Raw genomic sequence first — 25,041 nt, 5'->3', positions numbered from 1 at the left:
GCGAGCGTATGGACGCTATCGAATCTTTCGAACGTTGCTGATGTCCAACCCGTCGCTCTGTATCTCCGTTTCGAAGCGAATGATGCTCTCTTCCTCGATGCGTGAGAGGACGCCGCGGTACTCGCGGACGAACATGGTCCGAGCGCGCTCGTTGCCGCCGCTCTCCCACTCGAAGGTGATGGTGCCGTCCGTCGCGCTCATCAGGGCGCCCATCTGGCGCTCCGTCAGGCCCTCCTGTGCGACGAGGACGAGTATCAGGCCGCCCCACGCCTTGGCCGCCTTCTTCATGCCCTTGAGGAGCATGACCATCTGGTTCCAATCCACCTGCTCGTCCGGAAGCGACGAGAGGTCGGTCAGCGAATCGACGACGACGAGGTTGCCGGGCGCGTTCTCGGAGAGGTACTCGCCGAGCGCTTCGAGGACGCCGCGGCGGTCGTGGCTGCTTCCGAGGTCGGTGATGGTGCGACGCTTCTCGACGTACCAGTCGTTCGGAATCGGACTCAGTTGGAAGTACTCGGCCGAGAGGTCCTCGAACGAGATGGCGTCCGCCGCCGGACCGACGAGCGTCTCGTCGATGGTGTGCGTGAGTTCGTCGAATATTTCGGGTTCGTTGGCGGTAAACGAGACGTAGTGAACCTCGTCGGGGAGGTCCGAGTGCGAGTCCATCGGCCCGTAGTGGAGTTCGAACAGGTCCGAGTCGACGTGACCGAGGGCGTTGATGGTCGCGCTCGTGTACGCGAACTCGCGTGCGCCTGCCCCGGCGTCGCCAGCCAACAAGACGACACTCCCCGGCGGGGACCCCCCACCGATGAGCGAGTCGAACTGCGAGACGCCGAACGGGATGCGGTCCATGCGCCCCCCTCTCATTCCTGACGCTTACCGTTTACGCTCGCTCCGGCGTTCCGGGGCGAGGTGAGCAACACGTCTCCGGCGACGCCCGCGGAATCGAGCGCGTTTCGAGCCGCCTCGACGGCTCCGTCGGCCAACGTCCGCGTGGTCACGCCGTACACCGCGGGTCCCCACGACGACTGCCCGGCACCGAACACCGCCGGGGAGGATTCCATGGCGGTGACGAGTTCGCCGACGGGTGGCCGATAGACGCCGCCCTGTTCGTCGGCGTACCACGCGCCGTTTCGGCGACCGATCTCCGCGACCGCACTGCCGAACCGGTCCGGGTCCCCTTCCGCAATCGCCGGAAGCACCCGACGGAGGAGTATCGACGAGACGTCCTCGGCGATTGTCGGGTCCGCGCGTTCGACGACCGAGCGCATGCTCGCGTCCTCGTCGTCACCGCTCCGGCCGGGTTCGGCGTCCGGGAGGACGAGCACGAACCGCCAGTCGTCGGGAACGTCGTGTCGCGCGACGACGGGGGGGACCGACCAGTCGCCACGTGCGGGGCGAGCAGTGGTAAAGCGTTCCGTGGGATGTCCGGCGTCAACGACGAAGCCGCCGCGCTCGAACGTCGAGACGCCGATGCCGCTCCTCCCCGCCCTGTCGAGGGCGGGCGCGTGCTCGCGGACCGCCGGGTCGTCGCCGGAGGCGTGGGCGACGGCGGCGAAGACGGCCAGCGCGAGTTGCGTCCCGCTCCCGAGCCCGACGTGTCTCGGGAGCGTCCGGTGAACTCGAACGTCCGCGCCGGGGACGGAGAGCAAGTCCGTGGCCCTGCTCGCGTACTCGCGTGCACACGGGTCGTCACAGCGCACCTCGTCCGCCGGTGTCGCCTCGATGGAGACGGTCGGCGAGGAAAGAGCGACTCCCAACCCGCCGTACAGTCGCTCGTGGGCGAGCGAGAGGTTCTGAAAGCCGAAGTGGAGTCGCCCCCCGACCGTCACCTGTACCATACCTAGCGGTCAGTCGAGAGCGGGATGGCGATTTCGGCAGTGGCAAATTACCGTGCTATCACACGAGCCGTCGAAAACGAGCTACCCCATGTGGTCCAGAACGTACTCAGCCGCGCGATCCGCCCCGTTTTCGTACTCGGGGGATTCGGGGGGATGGCGTACCGCGCGGGTGACGTGCGGAATCGAGTGCTCGATTTGGAACCCGCGAAGGCCGCGGCGTTCGATGACCCGCGAAACGCCGTGTTGCTCGTCGGTGAACGGGTAGATGATACAGGGCGTCCCGGCGACGGCGGCCTCCATCACTGTGGAGTAGCCCGAGCAGACGACGACGTTTGCGGCCTGAATCCACGGGAGGAGCGACGCCACCGACTCCCAGCCGTCGTGACCGACGAGGGTCACGTCGTTGCCGTCGTCTTCGAGGGCGCGGGCGAGTTCCACGAAATTGGTCGTGTAGGTGCTCGGAACGAGGAGCACGTCGATGTCATCAGGGGGTTCCTCGCCGTTGGGTTCGAGGGCGATGGGAGGGATGTGGACGACGCCCGGCGGGTCGCCGCGGTCCGGCGGCCACACGGCGGGATAGAAGAACGCGTGAGACACCGAAATCTGGTAGCGGTTGAGAATCCACGTGAACACCTCTTCGATGGCGGCGTCGTAGTAGGATGCGGCGTTGTGGGTGAGAACGTACAGCGGCGTATCGGTGCAGTGGGCCGCCATCGCGGCGAACATGTCGTCCGTCACGAGAGCAGCGGGGTCTTCGCGGCGGAGCCATCGAACGAAGTCGAACACCCGCCGACCGCTGTTCGGAACGCTTCGGGTCACCACGTCGAGAATCGACCCGCCCTGATAGTCACCGATGTAATCGACAGTCGCTGGACGGTAGACCTCGTAGCCGTTGTGCTCGATGAACTGGGACCCCGGACCACCGCCTGCGAGGACGACATCCGTCTCCGGCCCTTCCAATGCTTGTGCCACCGCAAGCATCCGGGTCGCGTGCCCCGCGCCTTCCGGATAATGTGCGACAGCAACGGTCCGGCTCATGGCCAACTGTCTTCCCTGCCGTGGGAAGTATATTTGGATTTCCCGTTTCGGAAGAAAATCAGGCACAGTCGACGACGAGGATTTCCGTCGCACCGCGTTGGAACTCGAACGGAACGGAGCGAATCTCGACGCCGTACCCGTCTGACCGAAGGGAATCGAGGAGGTCGTCCAGCCGCGGGTACGGCGTCCCCTCGAAGTCCGCGAGAGGGTAGACGCGAACTTCTTCGGCGGTGACGCGAGCGAGTTCGCGGAGCGACTCGACGTGGAATTCGTGGCTCAGTCGGTCGGCGTACAGGAAGAGCAAATGCGCCGAAAGCGTGTGCGTGAACGCGTCGTCCTCGAAGGGGAGGTCGGGAAGTTTAGCAGGGACGTACCGACCGGCGGCGCGTCCGGCGGGGTAGTCGTCCAGGAACGTCTCGTAGGCCTCGGTCCAGTGGTCTCGAAGGCCGTCAACGTCGCCGTAGTAGTCCCACTCGAACAACTCCTCCGCGTCGTCGAACCCCTCGAGTGCCATCTCGATGTCGAGTTCCCCGCGCGTATCGAGGTCGCTGTAATCGACGCGATACATGACGTCCGCGCCGACCGCGGAGAGTCCCCGCTGGGTCGCCTCCGCGACGAACGCACACGCACCGGAGGGACAGTCGAGTATCCTCCCCCCGTCGAGTCGCTGGAGGTCGAGATCGAACATTCGAACGTACTCCTCGAACGTTCGTCCAATGAACGCCACGTCCTCGATTTCGTACGCTTCATCGCCCGACGAGGATTCAAACGGGTCGCCATCGGCACTCATATTACAATATATAATATTGGAAATAATAAATCTGTGGGGGAAGACATATAATATATTAAAAATAAATATATTGCATTAACTCAGGGGCTTCCTCCACCCGCTTGCTCCACAATATAATTGTAAAACATTTATATTTTCCAGTTATTTAATTTTGTAATAGTAAGTTATTTAATATACGTTTCTGAAATAATTTTCATGCCTCAAACGGCAGCGGCAAACACGCAAGTAAAAGGAGACTCTCTCACATCCGTCGTACAGGCTGTCTCTCGGCTATCGGAAGCGTACCGTAAGCGCGTTCTCGACGTGTTGGAGAAAAACGGCGTTCCCGAACCACGGGAGGGAGAATGGTATTCTCTCCCGGCAGCGATAGAGTCGCTCGACGAACTCGTCGACGGTATCGGCCCGCGAACCGTCAAGACCATCGGGAAGGAGATTCCCGAAACCGTAGAGTGGCCACCACAAATCGACTCCGTAGAGGCCGGATTGACCGGGCTCGACGACGTGTATCAGATGTATCACCGCGGTGGAGACGTCGGCTACTACGAGTTCGAGAAGACCGGCGAAACGGAGGGACGAATGATCTGTGAGACTCCGTACCCGTCGCCGATGGACCAGGGAATCGTCGAAGGTATCGTCAAGAAGTTCAACGATAGCGGTGCATTCGTCGAAGTCGAGCGGGACGAAACGGCGAGCAAACGGGCGTTCGACGTTTCGTGGTAATCGAGCGCACGCCAGTTATCAACCGGCCCTATATTGTCCCGAATCTTATAATAAAACAAATATCCTATAGATGGAAACTATCCCTGTGTGTATATTTCGGAACGACGCGGAACGGACATCAGTGGCATCGAAGTAGAAGGGCGAGCGGTTTCTTCCATCGTCAGCGGAGTCGGGTCCTTCTCCGATGCGTACGAGCGGCGGGCGCTTTCCATCCTCGAAGAGAACGGAATCCCGAAACCACAACCCGGCGAGTGGTACCCGATGGAGTCGTATCTCGACGCGTTCGACGAATTGGCCGAGACGGTCGGACCGAAGACGGTGACGAAAATCGGGACGAAAATACCCGACGTCGTGGAGTGGCCGTCGACGGTCGATTCGGTGGAGAGCGCCCTCTCGAGCGTGGACGATGTGTACCAGATGAACCACCGCGACGGGGAGGTCGGCTACTACGAATTCGAGAAGACGGGCGAAACCGAGGGACGAATGGTGTGCGTGAATCCGTATCCGCCGGAGTTGAACAGGGGTCTCATCACCGGCGTCGTCGAAACGTGGGGTGACGAGGACGCCGACGTCGAGGCGGTATTTCGGGGGTCGAGAGACGGGATGCAACTAGTGACGTACGTGGTTTCGTGGCAGTAGCCGACGTACGATATTAGCGTGGCGAGGTGTACTCCATGCCGAGGAAGTCGCGGGCCTCGTCGGGGTTCGTGATGACCTCTCGGCCGAGCATCTCGGCGAACTGCACGGCGAGTTCGATGATTTCGGTGTTGTCCTGAATCACTTCGTCCCGGTGCGGGTATCGCCAGTAGGTGTCCTCGATACCGACGCGGACCACGTTCGCACCCGCGAGCAGGCCGAGGACGAGCGTCGGAAGCCAGTTTCGCCCGCCGGGGTTGACGCCGACGATGGCGTCGTCGATGGTCTCGCGGGCGTTGTAGATGGAGGAGATGACGTTGAGGTACGACCACGGGTCGTTGTTCGTCGTCTGGGAGTGGTGTGCGCCCAGATAGAGGTTCAGCATGTGCGAATCGCCCTCCACCTCGCCCTTCTCGAACAGTCGATGTTTTAAGTCGTAGAGGACGTGCGTGTCGTACAACTGGAACACCGGTTTGACCCCGTTTTCTTGGAAGAACCGAACGCCTTCCGTGATGGCCGACGGAGAGTGGTGGGTACCAGCGCCGAACAATCCCATCGGGAGGACGACCGACCCCTGGCAGTACTTGTTCCCGTCGCCCATGCGGAGCAGTTTCTCCGTCGCCGTCACGTAATCGGCGTGCGGGCCCGTTATCCACGTCTGGCTCGTCGTAATCACCTCTCCGCACGCCTCGAACACGGGGTCCAGCACCTCGGCGAGCAGTTCCGGACTCTCCCACTGGGGCCGCCGCTCCTCGTTTCGCGGGTGGACGTGCACCGCGGCGGCACCCGCCTCGATACCCTCGATGAGTCCCAGACTCTGTTCTTCGAGCGTGTCCGGGACGGCGGGGTAGTGCTCGCCACCGGCCTGCCATCCGGGATAGGCGCATTCGATGACGACCGGCCCGCCCATCGTGTCGATGGGCTCCTCGCGGTGAACCGGGAAGAACTCCTTCGCCATCTCGGGAGTGAACGTCGGCGACGATTCGAGTTCGTCGAACGACAAATCGTCGTAGAGATTTCGATGGAGGGCGTCGCGGCTGTCGTCCCTACCGGCCGTGCCGGTGGGTTCCTTTTTCGACATATCTAATCGGTTGTCCCACCATTATTTTAATCTTCTCTTAAGATTATAAATCTGAAAACAAAGATGCGATGAACTGGTAATAAACTGACACACACATCCTTCACGGAACAAAACGGTACATCGAACTCCAAAGTGATCCGCAAGCGTACGAGCGTCGTTGACGGATGAGCGACCACGGAAAGACCCGCTTCGCTCGCCGTTCCTGCTCCCAACAGAAGCATGGGACCACGGAAAGACCCGCTTCGCTCGCCGTTCGTAGTCCAATCAAAGAGTGGGACCGCCGAGAGTCGAACTCGAGTCCTACGGACCCCATCCGCAGAGGATACCACTACCCCACGGTCCCGCTACATTCTGCAAAAGGAGAGTGCCTATGTTAAGCCCTTCGTTTCACTCCTGCGAGCGCGGGACTACCACGTCGCCGTCGTCCCGCACCGCCAGACTCGTGAGCGGGTCGTTCTCGTAGGCCGCGACGCCGTGATAGCGCCCGACGACGTAGCCGTCGTGGTCCGTTTCGACCGTCGCCTTCGGTTCGCCGTGCGGCGTCACGATGTCCGCGATGACGTCCCCCTCTTCGAAGGTGTCCCCCGCCTCGACGCGGTGGCGAACGATTCCGGCCGTTTCGGTGTGCGGATGGACCGCGCGCTTGACCGGGAAGTCGACGGGCGCGGCGAGTCCCGTCGGTTCCGCGTCGCCGGGTAGCATGTCGAGTTCGCGCATGACGTTCAACAGGCCGACGACGCCCTTCTCGCGGGTGTTCTCCTCGACGACCTCGAAGCCGCCGAGTTCGACCGTGAACGCGGGAATTCCGGCGTTGTTCAGCGCCGCACCCGCCGTCGAGCGCTGAAGATTCTGCTCCACGTACTCCTCGGCCACGTACTCGTTGATGACCGGGAAGTCGTAGGCGTCCACGAGGCGTTCGAGTTCGTCGGCGAGGTCGTTGGCTTCCTCCTCGTCGCGCTCTGTTCCAAATAGGACCCGGTCCCGAATCACGAACGGAATCGACCCGACCTGCGCGGTGTGGAGGTCCACGAGCGCGTCCGCCGAGTCGGCGAACGCGTCGAACACCCGTCCGTCGATGAGTTCCTGCACGCGCGGGGGACGCGACCCGTCCGCGTCCGGGTCGGGGAAATAGCGGTTCGGGTCGTCACCGTGGTAGTAGGAGGCGCGGGTCGTCCGGCGGAGTCCGGCGGGATTCAAATTAGGGAGACAGACGACCGTCCCGCGAATCTTCGACGCCAACTCCTCATGCATAACGTCCTGTGCGGTGGCGAGGGCCGTCACCTCGTCGCCGTGAATCGACGCCGTAATCCACAGCGTCGGGCCGTCTTCCTCCCCCTCCGCGATGAGGACGGGGAGGCGTTCGGGCGTTCCTGTCGGAAGGTCGGTGACGTCCAACCATCCGGTGACGAGTTCGCCGGGGATAGATTCCGCGGTGCCGACTTGCATACCGGGTGGTGATTCGCACGCGACAAAAAGCAGCGTGAACCGGCAGGCAGGGAGAACGGGATTTGAGTCCTAAACCAACACGCGCTCCAGTTCGACCACGGTCCCCTTGTCGGCGTCCACGTCGCCGACCATTCGGCCGAGACAGACCGCCGCGCCGTTCGGCGTGTGACAGGCGACGAGTTGGTCCCGGTCTGCCTCCTCCGCCTCGATGACGCCCGGCGCGTACACTTGTGCACCGTGTGCGACCTGCTCGGCGGCGCTCGGGGCGATGGTCACGCTCGGGAGGTGGGTCAAAGCGGCCTCCGCGGGACGGACGATTTCCCGAAGCCAATCGTCCTCGCCCTCCTCCCGCCAGCGCGCCAGCGCGTCCGAGAGGTCGTGGAGGGTCACGAGGTCGGTGTCGTCGAACGGGTCGGTCGCCGTCCGGCGGAGGTGGCCCATATGCGCTCCGGTTCCGAGCGCGAGGCCGACGTCGTGACAGAGCTTTCGGATGTAGGTTCCGCTCTCGCACCGAATCCCGAGGAGCGCCTTTCTGTCCTGTACTTCCAGCACGTCCAACTCGTAAATCTCGCGCACGCGGAGCTTCCGCGAGACGGCGCTCTTCCGCGGCGGCTTCTGATACAGCGGTGCCTCGAACTCGGAGACGATGGCCTCGATGTCGGCCGGAGCCGTCTCGTGCAGTTCGAGGACCGACACGTACTCCTTCGAACCTTCGAGGAAGACCTGCGAGAGGCGGGTAGCCGCGCCGGTCAGCGTCGGCAGACACCCGGTGACCTTTGGGTCGAGGGTGCCCGCGTGGGCCGCCTGCTCGACCTCGCAGAGGTCCCGCACCCACGCCGCGACCTGATGGGCCGACGGGCCGGGCGGTTTGTCGAGGTTGACGACTCCGAATTCGAGGAGTTCCGCGGGCGAACGCTCGGTTGGTGGGCCGCGAAGCGTCATCAGAAGTCGTAGGTGACGCCGGTGATCGGGTACTTGCCCTCGTCGGAGTCCGGTTCGTAGTTCTCGACGGCCGTCGTCAACATGGCGAGAACGTCGTCGGGATTCCAACGCGCGGTGTTGATGCTCAGGTCGTAGATGGTGAGGTCGGTGATGTCGATGCCGTAGTACTCGTCGTAGCGTTGGGCCTCACTGCCCGCACGGGCGCGGGTCTCGGTCGCGGCCTGCTTTTCGGTTTTGTCCTCTCGGTCCGCGATGCGGGCCGCGCGCACGTCGAGCGGCGCGTCGAGCCAGATTCGGAAGTCGGCGTGCTCTCCGGCGAGCCACCCGGCGAGTCGGGATTCAAGCACGATGTCGTCCTCCTCTGTTGCGATTTCGCGGAGGCGTCGGTCCAAATCGAGGTCTATCTCCTCGTCCTCTTCGGCCAGCTTGTTGAATTCGAGCGGTGTCAGGTCGCGCTCAGCGGCGAGTTCGCGGAAGATGTCGCCGCCGCTCACGTGATCCAATCCGAACGCGTCCGCGAGTCCGTGCGCAGTCGTACTCTTCCCACTCCCCGGTGGGCCTGAGACGGTCAATAACATATGTACCCTCGAACGGGCACCAAGAAAGAGGTTTTGAACTTACGTCGGCGTCGTCTGGATGTTCAGCGCCTTGCGGATGAGTTGCGTGAACGCCATCGAGCAGAGGAAGTACCAGACGATCCACGTCTGCATCGGGCCGATCGCGCCATGCGTCCATCCATAAGGCCCGCCGACGAGGGGGAGTACGACCCTGTGCGGAATGACTGCCGGCGTACCGTCGCCGATGCGCCAGTACATCCAGAGGAAGGCCGGGATGGTGATGAACATCGTCCAGACCATCGGGCGGAACTGCTCTTTGAACATGCCCGTCTGGTCGCCCATGGCTTCCATCTGTTCCTGTCGGATGCGCTCCATCGCCTGCTCGTCGCCCTTCTCCTTCGCTTCCTTCTGGCGCTTCTGGATGTCCTTCATCCGCTCCTGATACATGCCCATCTTCTCCATGTCCATCAGGTTGTCCTGCAGGAGCGTGGTGTACAGTCCGGTCAGCATGGCGACGATCATGATGACGACGTAGAACGGGAGCGCGGCGTCGATGGGGCCGAGCACCACGTCGACGACCTGCCCGACGGCGGCGCGGATGCCGTTCTGGGAGTAGCCCAAGAACAGGCCGATGCTCGCCACCGCCGCGAGTTTGTCCCACTTCGACCACGTGGTGGTCTCGATGTCGTCCACGTCGCTGGACGAGGAAGCCGTGCTGGTCGTCGCCGACCCGGAGTCGTCGAGGGCGTCCGCGACTTCATCGGGGTCCGCGAGTTCGAACCCGTGGATACCGTCCACGAGGATACCCTTCTCTATCAGCCGACCCCACTGACCGCTGGTGAGGTCGTCGCTCACGTCCTGCCATTGAACTTCATCCGACCCTTCGTCGGTCCGTTCGTAGATGACCGAGAGGGCGTCGGCCATCGCCGGGTCCTCGGCGATGAGCGATTCTACCTTCTGCGCTGTCCGTGCCATTGTAGCACGTTTGGAATTCGGCGTTAATCAACCTTCGCCATCGGCACGAGCGGACGCGAAGCGTCCCGACGACGAACACGCGGAAAAACGACCGGCGCGACGGCATGACCGAAGATAAATTTTTTACAGCTGTCAGATAACACGGAGACATGAGCGAACTGAGTGAAATCCTTCCGGAGCACGATTTTTGGCGCGCGATGGTATTGGGAGGGTTCGCCATCTTTCTGACGGGAATCATCACGGTTGTCGCTACGCAAGCACCCTATCTCCTCGGAATCGTCGCCGTTCTCGGATTCCTCGTGTGGTACCTGCGCGACGGCGACGAAACGGCCGTCGAGGGCGACGAGGACGAAACGGAGCTCGACGCCGTGGAGATGCTCAGGGCGCGGTACGCCAACGGCGACATCGACGAGGCGGAGTTCGAACGGCGACTCGACACGCTCCTCGAAGCGGAACCGAGCGAGTCGCGGGAAAAAGAACTGTCGTTCGAGTAGCCGCGTTCAGGCCTCTTCTTCGACCGTTTCCTTGATGTCGTCCCACACCCCGTCGGGCGTCTGCTCGCCGTCGATGCGGACGAGTTCGCCCGTGTCCTCGTAGTGTTCGATGACGGGTTCGGTGTTCTCGCGGTAGACGCGGAGCCGCTCGCGCACCGTCTCCTCGGTGTCGTCGTCGCGCTGGACGAGTCGCTCCTTTACCGCTTCGTCCTCGGCGGGGTTGTATTCGACGTGGTAGATGTCGCCCGTCTCGGGGTCGAGACGGCGGCCGGTGAGACGGCCGACGAGTTCGTCCTCGGCCACGTCGAGGTACAGAACGACGTCGAGGTCGGTGATGTCGTCCAGGTACTCCGCCTGTGAGAGGTTTCGCGGGTAGCCGTCGAGGACGTAGCCGTCGGCCTCGGACAGGGCGGCGTTCACGATTTCGTTCACCACGGGGTCGGGAACGAGTTCGCCCGCGTCCATGAAGCTCGCGGGGGTACCGTGTTCCGTCTCCATGTGCTTGTTCGCGCGGAGCGCGTCGCCGGTCGTGACGTGTTCCACGTCGAATTCCTCGGCGATTCGTGCGCTCTGTGTCCCTTTCCCAGCACCGGGAGCACCCAAAATCAGGATGTTCGGGTTCATGCACTCACCTGCGCCGTCCTCGCATAAAGGCTTACGGAAACCGAGCGGAGCACCCGGTTTTTGTCGCCCGAGAGCGAACGACCGGTATGACTCGATTCAGCGCTTCGACGCCGACTGAGCGGCGGAAACTCGTCGTGGACGCCATCACCGCACACCGCGAGCGCGGGAGCGCCTTCTGCACGCTGGTGGCCGAACCGGACATCGATTCCGAAGCGGAACCGATGGCCGCGGCGGAGGGAGACGAGACCGAGGAAACGGACGAAACCGAGGTGGAAACCGAACTCCCGCCGTGGATACAGTTCGGCGACCGGACGCTCAACGTGGACTGCACGGACGAGGAACTGGCCGCGCTCAAGGAGTTGGTCCGGGAGTTCCCGGCGTTCAAAATCGAGCGGTTGGAGAGCCCGGACGACGCGGAGGGGACGAACGTGCACATCAGCGCGAAAGCCGACGCGAACCGCATCGCACAGTTCGTAGAGCGGGCGTTCCGCGACGTGTACGGCCGTTCCGAGTCGGTGACGGTGTGGGCCGTCGAAGTGTGAGTTCGTGGCTGGTTTCGTAGTCGTTATCACCCTGCTCGGAGATTACGGGGACGCATGACACATCGACACGCCATTCGAGATACGCCCGATATAGAACACTGGACCGACGCGACGCGACGGTACACCCGACAGGTAATCGACACGGGTTGGTACGTCACATGACGGGACTGTTCGAGCGAATCGTCCTCCCGGTCGTGACCGAGGAGGACGCGGAAACGACGTGCGACGCGGCACTCGACCGCGTTGCCGACGCCGACGGCCGCGTGGTCGCAGTGCACGTCGTCGAGAAGGGCGGCGGAATTCCCGACAAGGCGTCGGTCGAACAGCGCGAAGAACGCGCGGACGAGATATTTTCCGTCGTCACGGACCGCTGTGACGCCGCCGGGGTTCCGGTCGAGACGAAACTCACCTACGGCACGGACATCGCGGACGCCATCTTCGACGTGGCGGACGACGTGGACGCGACGGCGATCGTGTTCTCGCCGCGGCACGGCAGCCGATGGATACAACTGCTCACGGGGGACGTGGCGCACTCGCTCGTCACGAAGTCGGACAGACCGATAGTCGTCCTTCCCGACACGGAGGCGAACTGATGTCGGACGAGGAACTCGCAAAGGACCTCGGACCGCTCGCCGCGCTCACCATCGGCGTCGGGACGATGATCGGCGCGGGCATCTTCGTCCTTCCCGGCGTCGCCGCCGCGGAAGCCGGGCCGCTCGTCATCCTCTCGTTCATCGTCGGGGGCCTCGTCGCGGTGCTGACCGCCTTTTCTGCGAGCGAACTCGGCACCGCGATGCCGAAAGCGGGCGGCGCGTACTACTACATCAACCACGCGCTCGGACCGCTGTTCGGCTCCATCGCGGGGTGGGGTAACTGGATGGGACTGGCGTTCGCCTCGGCGTTCTACATGCTGGGTTTCGGCCAGTACGTCACCGAATTCCTGTCGGTCCCGTCGGTCGGCTTCCTCTCGCCGTCACAGCTCGGCGCGCTGGTGGCCGGGTCGCTGTTCGTCCTCGTCAACTACGTCGGCGCGAAGGAGACGGGGCGACTGCAGAACATCATCGTCGTGACGCTCGTCGGGATTCTGACGGTCTTTTCCGTCGTCGGCGCGTTCCACGCCGACCTCTCAACGCTTCGGCCGTTCGCGCCAAACGGTATCACGCCGCTGTTGCCGACGACGGGACTCATCTTCGTCTCGTACCTCGGCTTCGTCCAAATCACGTCCGTCGGGGAGGAGATTCAGAACCCCGGGAAGAACCTTCCCCGCGCCGTCATCGGGAGCGTCGTCATCGTGACGATTATCTACGCGCTGGTGTTGCTGGTCCTCCTCTCGGTGGTCGAACTCGACGTCGTGGCGAACAACGACACCGCGGTGGTCGAAGTGGCGAGCATGCTGATGGGTCCGGCCGGGGCGGTCGCCCTCACGTTCGGCGGCCTACTCGCAACGGCCTCCAGCGCGAACGCCTCGATTCTCGCGTCCTCGCGCATCAATTTCGCCATGGGCCGGGACAAACTGGTGAGCAACTGGCTCAACGACATCCACGACCGGTTCACCACCCCGTACCGCTCCATCGGTGTCACGGGGGGTCTCATCCTCCTGTTCGTCGTCATCGGCGACGTGGAGGTGCTCGCCACGGCCGGGAGCGTCCTCCACCTCGTCATCTACGGCCTGCTCAACGTCGCGCTCATCGTGATGCGGGAGGCCGACACCGATGATTACCATCCCGACTATCGCGTGCCGCTGTACCCGTACACGCCGATTCTGGGGGCTCTCACCTCGTTCGGCCTCATCGGCTTCATGGCGTCCGCCGACATCGTCGCGCCGATGCTCGCCGTCGCCTTCGTCGTCGGCTCGGTCGGGTGGTACTTCCTCTACGCCCGCAGAAAGACCGAAAAACAGGGCGTCCTCACGGATCACGTCCTTAGCCAACCGGAGACGATGCCCGAATCGGCCGTCTCCGCCGTATCGACCGTGAAACCGGACGGCGGCGACTACCGCGTGATGGTGCCGTTGGCCAACCCCGAACACGAGACGGACCTCATCTCGCTCGCCAGCGCCGTGGCGAGCCAGCGCGACGGAACGGTCGTCGCGACGCACATCGTGCAGGTTCCGGATCAGACGCCGCTCGCCAGCGGCGCGGCGCACGTCGAGGAACTCGACGCCGAATCGGCCGAACTCCTCGAACGGGCGCGCACGGACGCCGAGACGTTCGGGGTTCCCGTCGAAACGCACACCATCCTCTCGCACCGCTCGTTCGAGGAGATTTTCGACGCCGCCCGAACCCACGCCGCGGACCTCGTGGTCATGGGGTGGGGCGAGGACAGCCACGGCTCCCCCGGCCGAGCCGAGAGCGCCATCGACGAACTGACGAACGGGCTTCCGTGCGACGTGGTGGTTCTCCGAGATAGGGGACTCGACCCCGGTCGCGTGCTCGTTCCCACTGCCGGTGGGCCGGACTCCGCGCTCAGCGCGGCCATCGCGCGGATGCTGCAGGCGGAGTACGACTCCGAACTCTCGCTCCTCCACGTCACCGACGAGTCGCGCGACGCGGGCGAGGAGTTCCTCGCCGACTGGGCGACGGAACACGGCATCGAGGACGCGAACCTCGTCGTGGTGGACGACGAAGACGTCGAAGCGGCCATCGAACGGGCGGCGGGCGACTGCTCGCTGCTCGTCATCGGCGCGACCGAGGAAGGCCTCCTTTCCCGTCTCGTCCGAGGGTCGCTCGCGCTCGACATCGTTGACGACGTGGACTGTTCCGTCCTCCTCGCGGAAAAGCAGCGAAAGCGGTCGGTGCGAGAGCGGCTCATCGGGTAATCATCCCGAATTCGACGTTGATTTCTCGGAATCCCTACGACCGCCAGTACGCGCTCGTCAGCAGGACGAGCGCCGGGAATATTTCCAAGCGTCCGACCCACATCAGGACGACCATGAGGAGTTTCGCGCTGTTCGAGAAGGGGAGATAGTTGTTCATCGGGCCGACGAGTTGGAATCCCGGCCCCACGTTCCCGAGCGTCGAAGCGATGGCGCTCATGGCTTCGAGCGTGTTGATGTTCGGGCCGGTCCGCTCGATGTCGAGGAAGAGGAGGAGCGTGGCGACGAGGAAGATGACCACGTAGAGCAGCGTGAACGCGTAGATACCGCGAACCGCACGTTCGTCGAGCGCTCGACCGCCGAGTCGAACCGGACGAACAGCTTCGGGGTGGACGTTCGTGAACAGCTCCCGGCGGAAGGATTTCAGGATGACGAGCCACCGCACGATTTTGATGGCACCGCCGGTCGACCCCGCACAGCCGCCGATGAGCATCGCGCCCAGCATGAGGTATTGGGCGGAGCTGTTCCACGTGTTGAAGTCCATGCTGGCGTAACCCGTCGTCGTGACGATGGAGACGAGTTGGAAGGTGGCGTGTCGAACCGACGATTCGATGTTCCCGGCGACGGCCGGGCCGTTCGGGACGAACACCAACCCCTGATGGGTGTACAGCAGGACGGACAGAACCGCGGAGAGGACGGCCAAGATGCCGACGTAAAAGCGGAACTCGACGTCCTCGAACAGTCGCCGCGGATTCCCGTTCAGGACGTGCCAGAACAACGCGAAGTTCGTCCCCGCCGCTATCATGAACGGAACGATGACCCACTGAACGACCGCCGAGAACGCCTCGACGCTCCGCGCCTCGGGGGAGAACCCCCCGGTCGCCATCGTCGTGAATCCGTGCGCGACGGCGTTGTAGAACGTCATCTGCGGCGCGAGCGGCGTCCCGAGCACGTTCCCCAGAACGTGGAGGCCGAACAGCAGGAGGATTTCGAGCGCGGTGATGCCGAGGTACGCCTTCCAGAGCGCCCGCGCCGTCTCCGCGATTCGCGGGGTGAGTTTCTGGATGCCGGGACCAGGCGCTTCCGCGTCCATCAACTGCGCACCACCGACCGACAGTTCCGGCAGAATCGCCACCGCGAGGACGACAATTCCCATTCCACCGAGCCACTGGGTCAACTGCCGCCACATCAACAGCGCGCGCGAGTGCGTCTCGAAGGAGATGTCGCCCATCACGGTCGCGCCAGTCGTCGTGAATCCGCTCATGCTCTCGAACAGCGCGTTGACGGGATGTGCGAGCGTGGACGGCCCCGACTGGACCACGATGTAGGGATAGCCGCTCAGCAACGAGACGTCGTTTCCGGCGATGACGTAGGGCAGACCGCCGACGATGGACACCGCGAACCACGTCAGCGCGACCATCAGGAACCCCTCGCGCGCACCCATATCGGGGTCGGGTTCGACGCGTTCGAGCGACCACCCGACGACGACGGCGACGACCATCGTCGTGACGAACGTGCCGATGCCCTCCCCGTAGTAGAGTCCGACGAGCAGCGGGAACACCAGCGGGACGGAGAGCCACTTGACGACCGTTCCGACGAGGCTCACGCTCGCCCGCCAATCGACGCGGAGGGTCATAGTGCGCCACTCACTTCCGAAACCACGTTTCGATGGGCGAACACCACGATGTGGTCCCCCTGTTTCACGGTCGTATCGCCCCGCGGGACAATGAATTCGCCGTCGCGGGTTATCGCACCGATAACCACGCCGTCGGGGAGATTTGCGACGCCTTCGCTGATGGGTCTATCGACGAGCACGCTGTCGGCGTCGATTTCGATTTCGAGCACTTCCGCGCGGTCGTTCTCGATGAGCGCGATGTTCTCGGCGCGCTCCTCGCGGGTAAACCGCGTTATCTCTTCGGCCGTGACCTCGCGCGGGTTGATAACCACGTCGATGCCGACCGTCTCGAACAGCGAGACGTACTCCGTGTTCTCGACGATGGCGATGGCTCGTTCGGCACCGAGTTGGCGAACCAACAGCGAGACGAGGAGGTTCTTCTCGTCGTTTTCCAGCGCCGCGACGACCACGTCGGCCTCGTCGACGTGCTCGCGCATCAGGAAGTCCGTGTCCGTGGCGTCGCTCGCCATGACGACGGTTCCCGGCAGCGCTTCGGCCAGCGAGCGGGCGCGGGTGGAGTTCTGTTCGATGAGTCTGGGGCTGAGATTGCGGTTCTCCAGCAGTCGAGCGGTGTGAAAGCCGATTTCGCTGCCGCCGATTACCACGACGTCCTTCTCCGTGCTCGGCGTCTCGTCGGGAGCGACTTCCTTGGCGAACTGCTGGACGCTCTCGGGACTGCCGATGACGACGACCTTATCGTCGGCCTGAATGACCGTTTCTCCGCGCGGGATATCGACGTCCCTGTCGCGGATGACGGCGGCGAACGTGAGCGAATCGAAGCGGTCGGCCTGCCGAATCGTCTGTTCCGCCAGCGGACTGTCGCCTCGCACCTCGAATTCCGCCATCTGGACCTTCCCACCGGCGAATGGGTCCACGTCGCGCGCCGCGGGGAGGCCGATGACGCGAACGATGTCCGTCGCCGTGAGCAGATTCGTACACACCAGAAAATCCACGCCGAACGCGCCGGGATCCGCATTTTCCCACGTCTGGAGGTAATCCACTTTCTTCACTCGGGCGATGGTAAACGGGTCGTCCACGGTCTTCGCCGTCCCGCACACGACGAGGTTCGTCTCGTCGTCGTCGGTGCTGGCGATAACCATGTCGGCGCGTTCGATGCCCGCGTCACGCAACGTGTCGAGCGAGGTTCCATCGCCCTGTATCGGAAGCACATCGAGCGAGTACGTGAGCGATTCCACTCGTTCACCGTCCCGGTCCACGACCACGACTTCGTGCGTATCGGAGAGACTGGCCGCGATGGACGAGCCGACTTCACCCGCGCCGACGATGACGATTCGCATGAGTTCGTTCGTTCCTCGCGTTCCTCTCCACCGAGAAGCTATCGTTCTTCGTCGCACGGCTCGATCCGAAACGAGAATGGCAAGAACAGCCGGTAAACGGCTCGTATCGGGAGGTATCCCGAGACACATCCGTCAGAAGGGGAGTGCTACCCGTTCGTCGGCGCGTGGTAGGCCGATGCTGAAACCACCTGTGTCAAAAATATAATCAATAACAACTACAATACTCGTCGTCGATAGCGTCGGTCACGTTCTCGACCGCGGTGCAACGGTCGGGACACCGATGAACGATGTCCCTCGATACGCCCCGCCATCGACCGACCGACCGATGCGATTCGCTCCTCGCCGTGCTCGGCGGTGCCGACTCGCTCGCGGTCGTCTGTCACGACAACCCGGACCCGGACAGCATCAGCAGCGCGCTCGCACTCGCCGCCATCGCCGAGTCCGCGAACGTCGCCGAAACCGACCTCTACTACGGCGGCGAGATAACGCACCAACAAAACAGGGCGATGGTCAACCTACTGGACGTGGAGTTACACCCGTTCGCCGAGGAGTGTCTCGGTTCGACGGATATCGTCGGATTCGTGGACCACGCGATTCCGGGACAGAACAACCGCGTCCCCGCGGAATGCGTCCCCGATATCGTCATCGACCACCATCCGAACGAGAACGTCGAAGGCGTGCACGTTGACCACCGGGAAGACGTCGGCGCGACGGCCTCCATGCTGACGGAGTATCTGGTGGAACTCGACGTCGAACTCGACACTCGACTGGCGACCGCCCTGCTGTTCGGCATCCGGCGCGAAACGCTCGAATTCACGCGGGACGCGACCGAGGCGGAGTACACGAACGCCCGGCACCTCCACCCGCACGCGGACGTGGACCTCCTTCGTCGGCTCTCGGACTCGCTGTTCACTCACGAGACGCTCGACTCCATCGCCGACACGATTCAAAATCGCGTCGTTCGAGGGTCGCACCTCGTCTCGCACGCAGGTCGAACCACCGAGCGGGACACGCTCCCGCAAGCGGCCGACTACCTGCTCAACCTCGAAGGAGTTTCGACTACCCTCGTCTTCGGCATCATCGACGACACGGTGCACCTGAGCGCGCGGACCCGTAACCCTCGGATTCACGCTGGCGACCTTCTGGTGGGTGCCTTCGACGACATGGGAAGCGTCGGCGGCCACCGAGCGATGGCGGGCGGGGCGATTCCGCTCGGCCTGTTCGGTGCGCTCGACGACCGCGACGACGCGCTCGTCGAACTCGTGAGCGAGGTGCTGACCGAACGGTTCTTCGAACAGATAGCCGGAAACCCGTAACGACGAAAAATCGACGGTCGCCTATCGCAGCCAGCGCGAGAGGCGAGAGGTGATACCGAGGTTGCGCTTCGCCATGATGATGGTGCTCTTCGAGCGCCATCCGACCTGTTCGGGGAGCGCGCCGAAGACGAACTGCTGGAGCAGTCCTTCGCGGGTCGCGCCGATGATGGTCAGGTCGTGCTCGCCGGTGCGTTCGACGATGGTGTCGATAACGTCGTCGCCGGTCAGCAGTTCGGTCGTGACGGTCGTCCCCTCGCTGAAGTCGTCTTTCGCTTCCTCGAGCACGGTCTGTGCGTTCGCGCGCTCGCTCTCGGTCGCGTCGGGACCGACGACGTGGATGACTTCCACGGTCGCGTCGTTCGAGCGGGCGATGTTGTCCGCCACTTCGGCGGCGAGTTCGGCGTGCGGACCACCCGCCGTCGGGACGAGGATGGATTCGGCCGCACCCTCGTCCGGTCCGATGCGCTCGACCAACACGTCACAGTCGGCGTTCTGAACCACTTGGTCCACGTTGCTGCCGAGGACGATATCCCGTCGTTGGCTCTTGTGCTGGCCCTTCCAACCCATCAACACCGTGTCGCTGTCGTACTGTTCGACGGTGTTGAGGATGGCCTTCGACACGTCGTGACCGATACGAATCGTCCCGCTGACGGGGACGTCCTCGTCCTCCGCGATGGCCATCGCCTCGTCCAACACGTTACGCTGGTCGTCGATGAACTTCCGACCCTCGGACAGCGGCGTCTGTTGTGGCACCGTGACGATGCTCATGACGAGGATTTCGCCGTTCCGGTCGCGCGCGATGTCGGTCGCGGTCCGCATCAACTGCGGCGCGCTCTCTGGGTTGGCGATGGGGACGACGATCTGATTGTCGGCTTCCGAGGGGACACGCTCGGTGACGACGGTCGGCGTCTCCTCCTCCATCTGCTCGGCTTCCTTCTGCTTGGAGTAACCGTAGTAGACACCCAGCCCGATGATCATCCAGACCGCGGTCGTGACGAGGGCCACGAACCCTTCGGACCCCGGGCCGATACCCGGCTTCAGGCCGAGTTCGTAGACGAGGAACGGCGTGAGTAGGAACTGCAACCCGATGCCGATGAGCGGCGGCCACGGCATGTACGGAACCTTGTACGTGCGCGGCAGGTCGGGGTGCGTCTGGCGCATCCGGATGACCGTCCAGTTCACCTGCACGAACAGTAGGATGAACATCAGGTCGGCGGAGGCGGCGACGCTCTCTATCGGCAGGGAAATTGCCATCAGGATGATGAGGATACCCGAGAGCAAAATCGCCCAGTGGGGCGTCCGCTTGTCGGGGTGAATCCGGTCGAAGAACGCGGGAAGCGCCCGGTCGCGGCCCATCGCGAACGAAACGCGACTGGAGGAGTACACCGTGGCGTTCAGCGCGCTCATGGTCGCCGCGAGTCCGGCGAACAGCAGGAGGAACGCGCCGTACGGCACGAACTGCCCCGCCGCCTCGATGATGCCGAGTTCGCCGAGACCGCCGAGCAGTTCCCACGTCGGGACGCTCGCGGCCGAGCCGCTGACACCGGCCGCCTTGCCGATAAGGTCGGCGGTCGGCGTGATGCCGCCGATGGCCGCGAACGCGACCAGCACGTATATCGGCACGACGATGGCCATCGAGTAGAACACGGCCTTGGGGACGTTCTTTCCGGGGTTGACGACCTCCTCACCGGACTGGACGATGATTTCGTATCCTTCGAAGGCGATGTAGGTGAATCCCATCGCGCCGACGATGCCGATGAAGCCGTTCGGTGCGAAACTCGGACTGTCGAGGAACTTCGCCGTCCAGTTCGGGTTGTTGAACGTCGTCGTCAACCCGAAAGCGACGAAGATGCCGAGGATGACGACCTTGATACCGGTCACGATGACTCCGGCCTTTCCTGTCTCTTCGGCGCCCCGGAAGTTGATGTACGCGAACGCGACGACGACCAACGCCGCCAGCCCCTTCTCGGCCATGACGGGCGTGATGAAGCCCAACAGAGCGAACTCGGTCGGGAGGCCGAAACCGATGCGCAGGAATTCGACGAAGAACGTCCCGAAGGTCACGGCGTACAGCGCACACGCGACCGCGTGGGCGAACCAGCTCATCCACCCGGCGTAGAAACCGTTCGGGTCGACGAGTGCCTCTTTCACCCAGAGGTAACCGCCACCTGCCTCGGGGAACGCCGCGCCGAGTTCCGCATACGAAACGGCGGTGAACATCGCGACGAATCCGTTGATGATGAACGCGATGGTCAGGGCCGGACCGGCGATACCCGCCGCGAACCCGGTGAGGGCGAACACGCCCGCCCCTATCATCGCGCCGACACCGATAAACGTGATGTCGAACAGACTCATGTCGCGGGAGAGTTCGGTCTCGACGGAGCCGTCCCCCGTCGAACCGCCCTCCGCTTCCGCCTCGCTCGAACTATGGTCCATCGCTCTCACATCGTATTCCAGTAAGGAAAGTTCTACCGCAATCGTTAGCAAACATTGTCATGAATGATTATTGTATGGGTCGGGTCCATCGGAGGAACCGCACGAAGGCGTTTCGAGCGTTGAAGCGTGTCGTTTCAGCCCCCTGTCAGTACGTCGTCAGAGTTCCTCGTGAATCCAGTAGTGAGCGATTTGAGACGCATCGACCCAGTGAACCTGGTCGTCCGCGTCGATGCGGATGTACGGCTCCTCCTCGAACTCGACGTTGTGCGTGTGGAGTTCGAGCTCCTCGCCGCCAGCGAGCTTCACCATTATCTCTCCCTTTTCTTCCAAACCGTCTTCCAATCGCTGGTACGTGGATGCCATCGTCGATCTCTCCATCGCAAGCAACATCGGGAACGTTCAAAAGATTTGTTGCCAAAACTGTAGAAATATTCGTTGAGAACGGTCGTTTCAGACCTTCTAGCGGCGAAAACATCCGGGAGGATTACGCAACCCCGTTGTCCCGGAGGAGGTCCGCGAGGACGTGACAGTAGAGCACGACCGCGGTGAAAACCGCGACGGGCGGCCACAGGAAGGCCGTGACGCCGACGAGGACGCCGCCGATTGCGACGTGCGAGAGGATGCGCATGTGTTCCAGTTCCGCGCTGTCCACGTCCTCGAACACCCAGTCTTGATCACCGAAGGCGTCGGTGGGGTTCGCCAGACACGCCCGGAGATGTCGCCAATTTCCCGTTTCGAATCGCGTGAGGACGAAGTGGTCCAAGTCGATGAAGACGCTCAACAGCACGCCGTAGACGAACAGGGCGACGAGCAGCGGCGTCCCGAACCGACCCGAAAGCGGAACGAGGAGGAGCGCGGACGCGACCGCGCCGATGAGGAAGTGTTCCCGCGAGTACATCGCTCGAATCCGACACGGCGGGAGAGCTAAAAGATGGCGTCCATCACTTTCACCAGTTGGCGTAGATATTTATATAACTATGCGAGTCCGTGCGAAATGGTCTCGTAAGGCACGCTATCGAGGTTCGCTAGATTGATAGTGTCTCCCACACAGTCCTGCACTCGATGGAAGGACACACCGCGGAACGCATCACGCTCGCTCGACTGCCGTCGGGCGTCGAACTCGAAACGACCGTTCACACGTACGACGGCGGGGACGACGGCCCGACGCTCTACGTGCAGGCGGCCCAGCACGGGCGCGAAATCAACGGAAGCGAAGTGCTCCGACGGTTCCACGAGGAACTCGACACCGAGCGCCTCGCCGGACGAATCGTCGCCGTGCCCGTCGCCGACCCGCTCACGTTCGACCGGGTGTCCTACACCACGCCCGAACAGTTGGACAGCATCAATCCGAACATGAACCGGGTTTGGCCCGGCGACGAGGACGGAACGCTCCACGAGCGCATGGCGGCCGCGCTCTGGGAGCACGCGAGCGAGGCGGACGCAATCGTGGACCTCCACACCGGCAGCCGGGACATGCTGACCCACGTCGTGTTCATGGAAGGCGACCGGGAGTCACGCGCGCTGGCCGAGGCGTTCGGTACCGACCTCCTGCTCTCCGAGCAAGCGGGCGACGACGCCGACGTCGAGTGGGAGGAACGGGACTTCGGCGGTAAATTCCGCGTCGCGGCCACGCGCGAAGGAATTCCGTCCATCACGCCGGAACTCGCGCACAACAAGGAAATCGTCGAGAGTGCCGTCGAAACCGGACTGACGGGCGTCGTCAACGTCTGTCGGCAGCTCGATATGCTCCCGGCGGCACCCGTCGAGAACGGCGACCCGGTGCTCGCACGCAACCACCTCGGACGCGTCGATGCGGCCGATTCCGGGCTGTTCGTCGTTGAATCGGGTCACGAAATCGGTGATTCCGTCGAAGCGGGAGAGCGCGTCGGAACCCTGTACGACCCGGCGACCTACGAGATTCGACAGAAAGTCGAAACCGACCGCGACGGCATCCTGTACTCGTTGACCCGCGAATCGACCGTCTGCGGCGGCGGGAAGTTGTTGAGCGTCGCGTTGCTCCGCGAGGACTGAGCCATCGACGGCGAGAGTTTCCCGAGCTTCGGGACGCGAGCGACCGCCACCCCGAGAATCCAGCGCTGGCGAACCGGCGAGGAGATACCGACCGCTTGGTCGTAGTAGCCGTTCGCGTCCCCCTTCGTGATGAATCCGGCGTGCGGTGCCGGACAGTTCCGGAGTTCGGCGCAGTTGTCGGCACCCGCGAGATACGCAGGGTCCCCTTCGTCGTACCAGTTTTCTCCCGATGAAACCCAAAATCGCGCCCGATGAAGGACCGGAATCGCCGACTCGTTCCCGTAGGGTCGATAGACCAAGACGTTGCCGGGACCGCCGAGCGTCCGGAACCCATCGTGTCTGCCGTTCCGTGCGGAGACGACCCCATCGCGGCTGTCCGGCGGCGTGACGCGGTGTTTGTCCATCACCACGACCACGTCGGACGTGTTGATGTGCGGCGACATGCTTCCGCTGATGACGGTGTACGCGGGCGGCCAGACGCCCAACGTCGCGACGAAGAGCACGCTCAGGACGAGAAGGAGTGCGACCACGCTAGCGAGCAATCGTCGGAGGCTGAACACGACACGGCGAGACGCGAGGGACGGGCTTTGTTATCTCCTCCCTGCGCACGGGAACGGACGGCTTGCGGACGAGCGACCGCACGGAAGTGACGGCGATACCGCGAACAAGTACACTGGGTGATAGGAGTAGGGCAACGGAACGGGACGGCAAATCGTCGTTACCGCTGCGAAGTCGGTCGGCTTCGAACACCAGTGTCAGACTCGGATGCATCAGCCGACGGATTCCGAACGCCGTTTCGACGGTGTAAATCGGTGGAAGATGCATCCGAATCACCACGACCCGTTTAACGCAGTCGTCGACCCCCCGGGGTTCGGGGGTGTCGCTCCAGTTGGAAATCGTTCTAGTTACAGATGACCACTTGTGGGCTCGAAGCAGTTCTTGTACGTCCTACCACCAAGCGGCAGTGAGAACCCCATGGTACCCCAAATCAATCTATGTACAACTCGTGATTTCTTCCCAGCGGGATCGCTACGGCTGCCGATAGTAGTAAAGAACGTCAATATTTACGGTGATAAGTTATCAAATTTGTTACTAATTTTATGAGGGAGTAAATAGCGTGAAATCTCAGGTCGTCCCCGACTCGGCTGCGCATCCACACGATTCACAACTTCGCTGATACCGGTAGTAAAGTAGTCCCGTGAAGAGCAACACTGATACTACTCCTAGGAGGGGACGGTACGGATCGAGATACGTCATCAACATGGAGCTGCTGAACAGCGCGAGTAAGAAAACATTACAGATCGGACAGCTGAAGGCGAGGAAGCCAACGACAGTACTACCGATAGCCAAGCGGTCGTCGCCTGGGCGATTAGTCATGGATTGTTGGCCAACATATATCCCAATAGATAGCGACGTGAGAATAAGAAATGTGTAATCGAATAGGGTTCGTGGAACCATCCGAGTGTAGAGTGGATTCGGAAGGAGTCCCGTTACAACACCGAATAGGAGAAACGATCCGATGCTGACCGCCATTCCCCTCACAATTGCTGTCCGTATCGACATTGACTCAAACGACTCGTAAAGTGGGTATAAAACCGAGTGGCGATTTGCTGGTTCTGCAAACGCGCCCGTGTATCTAGAGGATTTCTTATCATAATCCGGGATATGACGTTGGCGACGCTGCAGACCATTTCCTCGATAACCAGTGCGCGTGAGTTACTCTCACTTGGCTATCCGAGTGGTCTGTCAGATTGTCAAATGAGTGACTGATGATTGCATCCGTC

24 protein-coding genes and 1 tRNA gene are annotated in these 25,041 nt (G+C 62.7%); 8 read left to right on the top strand and 17 right to left on the bottom strand.

The window, feature by feature from the left end; genetic code table 11:
• Positions 1-15: 15 nt before the first annotated feature.
• The 4 genes from V5735_RS15090 to V5735_RS15075 form a co-directional block, all read right to left on the bottom strand.
• The gene (locus V5735_RS15090) at positions 16-852 is read right to left on the bottom strand and encodes an RAD55 family ATPase (protein WP_423744258.1); all 837 of its coding nucleotides are present in this window, start codon (positions 850-852) and stop codon (positions 16-18) included.
• An 11-nt stretch (positions 853-863) separates the two neighbouring features.
• Complete coding sequence (locus tag V5735_RS15085; RefSeq protein WP_423744257.1) at positions 864-1,841, bottom strand: beta-ribofuranosylaminobenzene 5'-phosphate synthase family protein; 978 nt, start codon at positions 1,839-1,841, stop codon at positions 864-866.
• A gap of 81 nt (positions 1,842-1,922) precedes the next feature.
• Positions 1,923-2,879 carry a glycosyltransferase gene (locus tag V5735_RS15080; RefSeq protein WP_423744256.1) on the bottom strand — a complete coding sequence of 319 codons (957 nt, stop codon included), beginning with the start codon at positions 2,877-2,879 and terminating at the stop codon, positions 1,923-1,925.
• A 58-nt stretch (positions 2,880-2,937) separates the two neighbouring features.
• Complete coding sequence (locus V5735_RS15075) at positions 2,938-3,669, bottom strand: hypothetical protein (RefSeq protein ID WP_423744255.1); 732 nt, start codon at positions 3,667-3,669, stop codon at positions 2,938-2,940.
• A gap of 195 nt (positions 3,670-3,864) precedes the next feature.
• Between V5735_RS15075 and V5735_RS15070 the strand changes: the two genes are divergently transcribed.
• Together V5735_RS15070 and V5735_RS15065 are read left to right on the top strand one after the other, a co-directional pair.
• The gene (locus V5735_RS15070; RefSeq protein ID WP_423744254.1) at positions 3,865-4,389 is read left to right on the top strand and encodes a hypothetical protein; all 525 of its coding nucleotides are present in this window, start codon (positions 3,865-3,867) and stop codon (positions 4,387-4,389) included.
• 87 nt (positions 4,390-4,476) lie between these two features.
• The gene (locus V5735_RS15065; RefSeq protein WP_423744253.1) at positions 4,477-5,028 is read left to right on the top strand and encodes a hypothetical protein; all 552 of its coding nucleotides are present in this window, start codon (positions 4,477-4,479) and stop codon (positions 5,026-5,028) included.
• A gap of 13 nt (positions 5,029-5,041) precedes the next feature.
• Here V5735_RS15065 and V5735_RS15060 read toward each other — a convergent pair whose 3' ends face one another.
• From V5735_RS15060 to V5735_RS15035, 6 genes are all read right to left on the bottom strand, one after another.
• The gene (locus V5735_RS15060) at positions 5,042-6,106 is read right to left on the bottom strand and encodes a 3-keto-5-aminohexanoate cleavage protein (protein ID WP_423744252.1); all 1,065 of its coding nucleotides are present in this window, start codon (positions 6,104-6,106) and stop codon (positions 5,042-5,044) included.
• A gap of 272 nt (positions 6,107-6,378) precedes the next feature.
• Positions 6,379-6,449, bottom strand: a tRNA-Pro gene (locus tag V5735_RS15055).
• A gap of 44 nt (positions 6,450-6,493) precedes the next feature.
• Positions 6,494-7,552 carry a succinylglutamate desuccinylase/aspartoacylase family protein gene (locus V5735_RS15050; protein WP_423744251.1) on the bottom strand — a complete coding sequence of 353 codons (1,059 nt, stop codon included), beginning with the start codon at positions 7,550-7,552 and terminating at the stop codon, positions 6,494-6,496.
• Between the two features lie 69 nt (positions 7,553-7,621).
• On the bottom strand, positions 7,622-8,494 hold the full coding sequence (locus V5735_RS15045; RefSeq protein ID WP_423744250.1) for an RNA-guided pseudouridylation complex pseudouridine synthase subunit Cbf5: 873 nt from the start codon (positions 8,492-8,494) through the stop codon (positions 7,622-7,624).
• Positions 8,494-9,072, bottom strand: coding sequence for a (d)CMP kinase (cmk, locus tag V5735_RS15040; RefSeq protein WP_423744249.1), 579 nt, complete (start codon positions 9,070-9,072; stop codon positions 8,494-8,496). The genes V5735_RS15045 and cmk overlap by 1 nt, the downstream gene beginning before the upstream one ends.
• A 39-nt stretch (positions 9,073-9,111) precedes the next feature.
• The gene (locus V5735_RS15035; protein WP_423744248.1) at positions 9,112-10,026 is read right to left on the bottom strand and encodes a DUF106 domain-containing protein; all 915 of its coding nucleotides are present in this window, start codon (positions 10,024-10,026) and stop codon (positions 9,112-9,114) included.
• A 149-nt stretch (positions 10,027-10,175) separates the two neighbouring features.
• On the opposite strand from V5735_RS15035, the gene V5735_RS15030 reads away from it, so the two are divergent.
• Positions 10,176-10,520 (top strand): SHOCT domain-containing protein, encoded by a 345-nt coding sequence (locus V5735_RS15030; RefSeq protein ID WP_423744247.1) that lies wholly within the window; start codon positions 10,176-10,178, stop codon positions 10,518-10,520.
• A 6-nt stretch (positions 10,521-10,526) separates the two neighbouring features.
• Here V5735_RS15030 and V5735_RS15025 read toward each other — a convergent pair whose 3' ends face one another.
• A complete protein-coding gene (locus V5735_RS15025) occupies positions 10,527-11,144 on the bottom strand; it encodes an adenylate kinase (protein WP_423744246.1) in 618 nt (205 codons plus the stop codon).
• Positions 11,145-11,230: 86 nt separating this feature from the next.
• On the opposite strand from V5735_RS15025, the gene V5735_RS15020 reads away from it, so the two are divergent.
• The 3 genes from V5735_RS15020 (at position 11,231) to V5735_RS15010 (ending at position 14,504) form a co-directional block, all read left to right on the top strand.
• Positions 11,231-11,686: a hypothetical protein gene (locus V5735_RS15020; protein WP_423744245.1), complete on the top strand. Its 456-nt coding sequence runs from the start codon at positions 11,231-11,233 to the stop codon at positions 11,684-11,686.
• A gap of 158 nt (positions 11,687-11,844) precedes the next feature.
• Entirely contained in the window at positions 11,845-12,279 is a 435-nt protein-coding gene (locus V5735_RS15015) for a universal stress protein (RefSeq protein ID WP_423744244.1), read from the top strand.
• Positions 12,279-14,504: an amino acid permease gene (locus V5735_RS15010; RefSeq protein ID WP_423744243.1), complete on the top strand. Its 2,226-nt coding sequence runs from the start codon at positions 12,279-12,281 to the stop codon at positions 14,502-14,504. Before V5735_RS15015 ends, V5735_RS15010 begins: the two co-directional genes overlap by 1 nt.
• Positions 14,505-14,538: 34 nt before the next feature.
• Here V5735_RS15010 and V5735_RS15005 read toward each other — a convergent pair whose 3' ends face one another.
• Both V5735_RS15005 and trkA read right to left on the bottom strand, forming a co-directional pair.
• Positions 14,539-16,137 carry a TrkH family potassium uptake protein gene (locus V5735_RS15005; protein ID WP_423744242.1) on the bottom strand — a complete coding sequence of 533 codons (1,599 nt, stop codon included), beginning with the start codon at positions 16,135-16,137 and terminating at the stop codon, positions 14,539-14,541.
• The gene (gene trkA / locus V5735_RS15000; protein ID WP_423744241.1) at positions 16,134-17,474 is read right to left on the bottom strand and encodes a Trk system potassium transporter TrkA; all 1,341 of its coding nucleotides are present in this window, start codon (positions 17,472-17,474) and stop codon (positions 16,134-16,136) included. Before trkA ends, V5735_RS15005 begins: the two co-directional genes overlap by 4 nt.
• A 287-nt stretch (positions 17,475-17,761) precedes the next feature.
• On the opposite strand from trkA, the gene V5735_RS14995 reads away from it, so the two are divergent.
• Positions 17,762-18,790: a DHH family phosphoesterase gene (locus tag V5735_RS14995; RefSeq protein WP_423744240.1), complete on the top strand. Its 1,029-nt coding sequence runs from the start codon at positions 17,762-17,764 to the stop codon at positions 18,788-18,790.
• Between the two features lie 21 nt (positions 18,791-18,811).
• On the opposite strand, the gene V5735_RS14990 is transcribed toward V5735_RS14995, so the two are convergent.
• The 3 genes from V5735_RS14990 to V5735_RS14980 all read right to left on the bottom strand — a co-directional run bounded on the left by V5735_RS14990 (position 18,812) and on the right by V5735_RS14980 (position 22,124).
• Positions 18,812-21,226, bottom strand: a complete 2,415-nt coding sequence (locus V5735_RS14990) for an amino acid permease (RefSeq protein ID WP_423744239.1) — start codon at positions 21,224-21,226, stop codon at positions 18,812-18,814.
• 156 nt (positions 21,227-21,382) lie between these two features.
• Positions 21,383-21,589: a hypothetical protein gene (locus V5735_RS14985; RefSeq protein ID WP_423744238.1), complete on the bottom strand. Its 207-nt coding sequence runs from the start codon at positions 21,587-21,589 to the stop codon at positions 21,383-21,385.
• 121 nt (positions 21,590-21,710) lie between these two features.
• A complete protein-coding gene (locus tag V5735_RS14980) occupies positions 21,711-22,124 on the bottom strand; it encodes a hypothetical protein (protein ID WP_423744237.1) in 414 nt (137 codons plus the stop codon).
• A gap of 164 nt (positions 22,125-22,288) precedes the next feature.
• Here V5735_RS14980 and V5735_RS14975 point away from each other — a divergent pair, with 164 nt between their 5' ends.
• Positions 22,289-23,257 carry a succinylglutamate desuccinylase/aspartoacylase family protein gene (locus V5735_RS14975; protein ID WP_423744236.1) on the top strand — a complete coding sequence of 323 codons (969 nt, stop codon included), beginning with the start codon at positions 22,289-22,291 and terminating at the stop codon, positions 23,255-23,257.
• Between the two features lie 1,125 nt (positions 23,258-24,382).
• Here V5735_RS14975 and V5735_RS14970 read toward each other — a convergent pair.
• Positions 24,383-24,820, bottom strand: a complete 438-nt coding sequence (locus tag V5735_RS14970) for a hypothetical protein (protein WP_423744235.1) — start codon at positions 24,818-24,820, stop codon at positions 24,383-24,385.
• Positions 24,821-25,041 lie beyond the last annotated feature (221 nt).

It is taken from the genome of Haladaptatus sp. SPP-AMP-3 (assembly GCF_049568665.1).
GTDB classification, from domain to species: domain Archaea; phylum Halobacteriota; class Halobacteria; order Halobacteriales; family Haladaptataceae; genus Haladaptatus; species Haladaptatus paucihalophilus.
Note: the sequence above shows the minus strand (reverse complement) of the source record. Positions and strands in the feature narration are given on the sequence as shown.